This is a genomic window from Variovorax sp. P1_H12_2 (assembly GCF_056405335.1).
In genome coordinates this window covers 1-5,052 of sequence record NZ_JBFUCI010000446.1, presented here as the reverse complement: position 1 = coordinate 5,052, position 5,052 = coordinate 1, and the positions used below count along the sequence as shown (strand labels likewise).

At 67.5% G+C, this 5,052-nt stretch carries 6 protein-coding genes and 2 pseudogenes; 3 read left to right on the top strand and 5 right to left on the bottom strand.

The annotated features are described in order from the left end of the window. The 5 genes and pseudogenes from AC1D2K_RS29630 to AC1D2K_RS29610 all read right to left on the bottom strand — a co-directional run. Window positions 1–184, bottom strand: a pseudogene (locus tag AC1D2K_RS29630) (ACP S-malonyltransferase); the annotation flags it as partial. A gap of 49 nt (window positions 185–233) precedes the next feature. Next, the gene (locus tag AC1D2K_RS29625; RefSeq protein WP_478093381.1) at window positions 234–1,211 is read right to left on the bottom strand and encodes a beta-ketoacyl-ACP synthase III; all 978 of its coding nucleotides are present in this window, start codon (window positions 1,209–1,211) and stop codon (window positions 234–236) included. Further along, the gene (plsX, locus tag AC1D2K_RS29620; RefSeq protein WP_442286406.1) at window positions 1,211–2,263 is read right to left on the bottom strand and encodes a phosphate acyltransferase PlsX; all 1,053 of its coding nucleotides are present in this window, start codon (window positions 2,261–2,263) and stop codon (window positions 1,211–1,213) included. The genes AC1D2K_RS29625 and plsX overlap by 1 nt, the downstream gene beginning before the upstream one ends. A 96-nt stretch (window positions 2,264–2,359) precedes the next feature. Further along, window positions 2,360–2,542 (bottom strand): 50S ribosomal protein L32, encoded by a 183-nt coding sequence (gene rpmF, locus AC1D2K_RS29615; protein WP_213959550.1) that lies wholly within the window; start codon window positions 2,540–2,542, stop codon window positions 2,360–2,362. 176 nt (window positions 2,543–2,718) lie between these two features. Beyond that, window positions 2,719–3,282, bottom strand: a complete 564-nt coding sequence (locus AC1D2K_RS29610) for a YceD family protein (protein WP_478093378.1) — start codon at window positions 3,280–3,282, stop codon at window positions 2,719–2,721. Between the two features lie 36 nt (window positions 3,283–3,318). On the opposite strand from AC1D2K_RS29610, the gene AC1D2K_RS29605 reads away from it, so the two are divergent. The 3 genes and pseudogenes from AC1D2K_RS29605 to AC1D2K_RS29595 all read left to right on the top strand — a co-directional run. Next, window positions 3,319–3,900, top strand: a complete 582-nt coding sequence (locus AC1D2K_RS29605) for a Maf family protein (protein WP_478093376.1) — start codon at window positions 3,319–3,321, stop codon at window positions 3,898–3,900. Next, window positions 3,897–4,664: an SAM-dependent methyltransferase gene (locus AC1D2K_RS29600; protein WP_478093375.1), complete on the top strand. Its 768-nt coding sequence runs from the start codon at window positions 3,897–3,899 to the stop codon at window positions 4,662–4,664. Before AC1D2K_RS29605 ends, AC1D2K_RS29600 begins: the two co-directional genes overlap by 4 nt. 17 nt (window positions 4,665–4,681) lie before the next feature. Continuing rightward, window positions 4,682–5,052 (top strand): annotated as a pseudogene (locus AC1D2K_RS29595) (MFS transporter); the annotation flags it as partial.

Genomic DNA, 5,052 nt, shown 5'->3' with positions numbered 1-5,052 from the left:
GCGTATTGGTGGTCAGGGCCAGGGTTTCCTTGGGGCCGTCGTGGATCAGGCGCGCGATGTCTTCATCGAGCGCATCGGAGGCCTCGCGCAGCGTGGCGGTCACGACCGGGTGATCGCCCCAGGCGTCGAGCATGCCGACCGCCTGCGAGCCCTGACCCGGAAAGACGAAAGCGAATGATTTCATGATGAGATGTGTCCGAGGCGCCGCTGCCCGCGTCGGGCAGCACGCTCTATCAATAGTTCAACAGCACCGCGCCCCAGGTGAAGCCGCCGCCGACGCCTTCAAGCATCAGCGTATCGCCCTTCTTCACCTTGCCCGAGCGCACCGCTTCATCCAGTGCCAGGGGTATGGAGGCTGCCGAGGTGTTGCCGTGCTCGTCGACCGTCACGATCAGCTTGTCGCGCGGCAGCTTCAGTTTCTTCGCCGTGCCTTCCATGATCCGGATATTGGCCTGGTGAGGGATCAGCCAGTCGATGTCGGCCTCGGTCTTGCCGGCCTTCGCGAGCGTGGCGCGCGCGGCTTCCTCGAGCACTCGGACCGCCAGCTTGAAGACGGCCTGGCCGTCCATGTGCAGCAGCGGCTTGCCGAGCACCTCGCCGCCCGACACGTGGCCGGGCACGCAGAGGATGCCGACATGCTTGCCGTCGGCATGCAGGTCGCTGGCGAGGATGCCCGGTTCGGCGCTGGCCTCCAGCACCACCGCACCGGCGCCGTCGCCGAACAGCACGCAGGTGGTGCGATCGTCGAAGTCGAGGATGCGCGAGAACACTTCGGCACCGACGATCAATGCGCATTTGGCGCTGCCGGTGCGGATCATGGCGTCGGCCACGGTCAGCGCATAGACAAAGCCGCTGCAGACCGCCTGCACGTCGAACGCCGCGCAACCCGCGATGCCAAGCTTGTGCTGGAGGATCGCCGCCGACGAGGGGAACACCATGTCCGGCGTCGAGGTCGCGACGATGATCAGGTCGATGTCGCTGGCGCTGCGGCCGGCGGCCTCCAGCGCATGCCTGGCCGCCTCCAGGGCGAGGTCGCTGGTCGAGACTTCGGGCGCGGCGAAATGGCGGGCCCGGATGCCGGTGCGTTCGATGATCCACTGGTCGGAGGTCTCGATGCCGCGGGCGGCGAGTTCCTTGGCCAGGTCGTCATTGGTCACTCGGCGAGGCGGCAGGAAGCTGCCGGTACCTGTGATGCGGGAAAAAGGGGTCATCAGACGTGAAGCGCCGGTGCGTCGGCCGGCGCCGCCGGGTCTTGCCGCGCAAGCAGTGGCGCGGCGTGGGCGATGCGGGCCCGCACGCGGTCGAGCAGGTTGTTGCGAGCGGCATCATAAGCGCGATCGAGGGCATGGCCGAAAGCCACGTCGTCGGCCGAGCCATGGCTCTTGAACACCAGGCCGCGCAGGCCCAACAGGGCCGCGCCGTTGTAACGGCGATGGTCCAGGCGACGTTTGAGCGCTTTTAGAACCGGATAGGAAACGATCGCCGCAAATTTACTGAAGATGCCATTCGAATACTCGATGCGCAGGAAGTCAACGATCATCGAGGCCACGCCTTCGGTCGCCTTCAATGTCACGTTGCCGACAAAGCCGTCACAGACGACGATGTCGGTCGTGCCCTTGAAGATGTCGTTGCCTTCGACGTTGCCATAGAAGTTCAAATCTTGCGAATTGGCGGCTTTTCGAAGCAGTTGGCTCGCCTTTTTGATCGTTTCGCTGCCTTTGATGGCCTCTTCGCCCACATTCAGCAGGCCGACGCTGGGCGATTCGTTGCCGGTGAGTGCGGAAACCAGCGCCGATCCCAGCACCGCGAACTGCAGCAGGTCTTCGGCGTCGCAGTCGACATTGGCACCCAGGTCGAGCACCGTGGTGGCGCCACCCTTGCTGTTGGGCAACTGGGGAGCGATGGCGGGCCGATCGATGCCGTCGAGGGTCTTGAGCAGGTAGCGCGCAATCGCCATCAAGGCGCCGGTGTTGCCGGCCGAGATGGCAGCCTGGGCGGCGCCATCCTTGACCTGCTGGATCGCCACCCGCATCGAGGAATCTTTTTTCTTGCGCAGGGCGACCTCGATCGGATCGTCCATGCCCACCACCTCGCTGGCGCCGATGATCGTGGCGCGCGGGTGGGAGAAGCCCGCCAGCGCGGCCGGCGCGCCGACCAGCAGCAGCGACGCCTCGGCGTGACGCTCCAGGAATGCGCGGCAGGCCGCAAGCGTGACGCGCGGCCCATGGTCACCACCCATGCAATCAACGGCGAGCGTGATCACGGACGGCGCAGGAACAAATACTGGAGGCGTGACCATCAAAACAAAGGCCCGACGCTACGCAATAAGTAGCTTCGGGCCTTGGCCTTGGAACGGAAGTCAGGCTTCGGACTTGGTCTTGAGGACTTTGCGGCCACGATAGAAGCCGTTCGGGCTGATGTGGTGACGCAAATGGGTTTCGCCGGTGGTCGGCTCGACCGCGATACCGGGCACGTCGAGGGCGTTGTGCGAACGGTGCATGCCGCGCTTCGACGGCGACTTCTTGTTTTGCTGGACGGCCATGCTGGCTCCTGGAAGTATTGGGTGGGTTGGTGGGCATGCGGGGCGGTTCATGCTCCGGAGAGTTCGGCCAAAAACCGGAACCCTCTTCGAAGACATGCCCAGCGGCGCGCGCGAAGCCCATGATTATAGCCCATGCGCGGCAACTAGGCCAACCACCCCAAGCGGCGAGACGCGGATCAGGGCTTCCCGGGCTTGTCAGGCTTACCGGAACGCAGGGCCCCGAGCACCGCGAACGGGTTGGGGCGAGCCGCTTCGGCGGAATCGAAATCAGGGTCGACCGCCGACATCCGGGTCGGCTTGGGGCACACCTCATGCCGCGGCGTGACCGGAAGCTCCATCAGCAGTTCGTCCTCGATCAACGCATGCAGGTCGAAATCGCGGCTGGCAACCAGCACATCCTCCTCCGCCGCCTCGTCCTCGGCGGCAGCGGCGGCTTCGTCGGCCGCAAAGCGGAACCAGCGGTCGACATCCAGGCCGATGTCGACCGGCGCGAGGCAGCGCTGGCAGATCAGCGGAACGCTCGCCTGCGCCGCCAGGTGCAGCCACGGGACCGGCGCACCGTCGGCGCCGCTGCGGGTCTGGCCGACGGCCTCCCAGCGGACCGTCGCGTCTGCGGACGGGTCGGCCAGTTCGGCGCTCAGGCGCTCGAAACCCGCCAGCGGGTCGTTTCCAGCAAGGGTCGCCGCCGCCTCGGCAAAGCCGTTCACGTCGAGTCGGCGGGGAGCAAATTCTTTGGTCATCCGCGCCAGTCTAAACCGCTCACGCACAATCGGCCCATGCAACGCCAAGTGATTCTTGCCTCGACCTCCCGTTACCGCCGCGAGCTGCTCACGCGCCTGCGCCTGCCCTTCGAAGTCCAGGCGCCGGAAGTGGACGAAACGCCGCTGGCGCTCGAATCGCCGCGCGCCCTGGCCGAACGGCTGGCGCTCGAGAAGGCGAGCGCGGTCGCCCGCCACTTTCCCGAAGCGATCGTGATCGGCTCCGACCAGGTCGCGGATCTGGCCGGCGAAGCGCTGGGAAAGCCCGGCGACCACGCGCGCGCCACGGAGCAGTTGCGGCGGATGCGCGGCCAGACGCTGATCTTCCAGACCGCGGTGGCCGTGGTCTGCCAGGCGACCGGGTTCGCGCAGCGCGACCTGGCGCCGGTGCGGGTGGTGTTCCGCCAGCTGGGCGACGCGGCCATCGAGCAATACCTGCGCGCCGAGCAACCCTATGACTGCGCCGGCAGCGCCAAGAGCGAGGGCCTCGGCATCGCCCTCCTCGAGGCGATCGACAGCGACGATCCGACGGCGCTGGTGGGTCTTCCGCTGATTCGCACCGCCCGCATGCTGCGGGCCGCCGGAGTCGACCTGCTGTGAGCACCCCTCCTTTCGGAAAACTCTATCTGGTACCGGCGCCGCTGGATTTCGGCTGCGAGGAGCAAGCGCCCCTCGACCAGGCACTGCCGCGTGGCACCCTGGCGACCGCCGCCGGCATCACGCACTGGATCTGCGAAAACGCCAAGTCGGCGCGCGCCTACCTCAAGCGCATCGATGCGATCGTGCCGCTCGCGGCCACGCTGCAGGCCCAGCAAATCCAGGAGCTGCCGCGTGAAGTCCACAAGAAGGGCGATCATGCGGGGCAGTTCGACGCACGGCCGCTGCTCGCGCCTGCGCTGGAAGGACACGACGTCGGGCTCCTCAGCGAGGCGGGCATGCCGGCGGTCGCCGATCCCGGGTCCTCGGTCGCCAGGGCCGCGCACGAACTCGGCATCACGGTGATCCCGCTGACCGGGCCGGTGTCGCTGTTGCTCGCCCTGGCGGCCAGCGGGCTTAACGGACAGAACTTCGCCTTCGTCGGCTACCTGCCCCAGGACGCCGACGCCCGCGCGCAGCGCATCCGCGAACTCGAGGCGCTGGCCCTGCGTACCGGCCAGACCCAGCTCTTCATCGAAACGCCCTACCGGAATGCCGCCTTGCTGCAGGCGCTGACGCAAACGCTGCAGCACAACACCCGGCTGGCCGTGGCGCGAGGCCTGACGCTCGCGACCTGCAGCGTGCGCAGCGACACGGTGAAGACCTGGCGCGCCAAGCCGCTTGCGGCCGACCAGCGCGCGCCGGCCGTGTTCGCGATCGGCCGCTGAAGGGCCCCGTCCACCGCATGGACATTTCCGACCGCATGCGCTGGGCCTCGCGCGCCCAGTTCTTTTGTTCGGGCTTCGTGTTCGCGACCTGGGGAGTGCACATCCCGACCGTGAAGGCGCACTACGGTGTCGACGAGGCGGCGCTGGGCCTCGCGATGCTGGCCGCCGGCGCCGGTGCACTGCTGGGGCTCAGCCAGGCCAGCCGGTGGATCGGCCGCCATGGCGCGCGCCGCACCGCCGGTTTCTGCGGCGCCATCTACGCCCTGCTGCTCGCGGGACTGCTGGCCATGCCGGCCTACGCCGCGCTGCTGGGCCTGCTGGCGGCGTTCTGCATCCTGACCAGCTTGTTCGACGTCGCGATCAACACCGAGGCGGCGCAGCTCGTGCT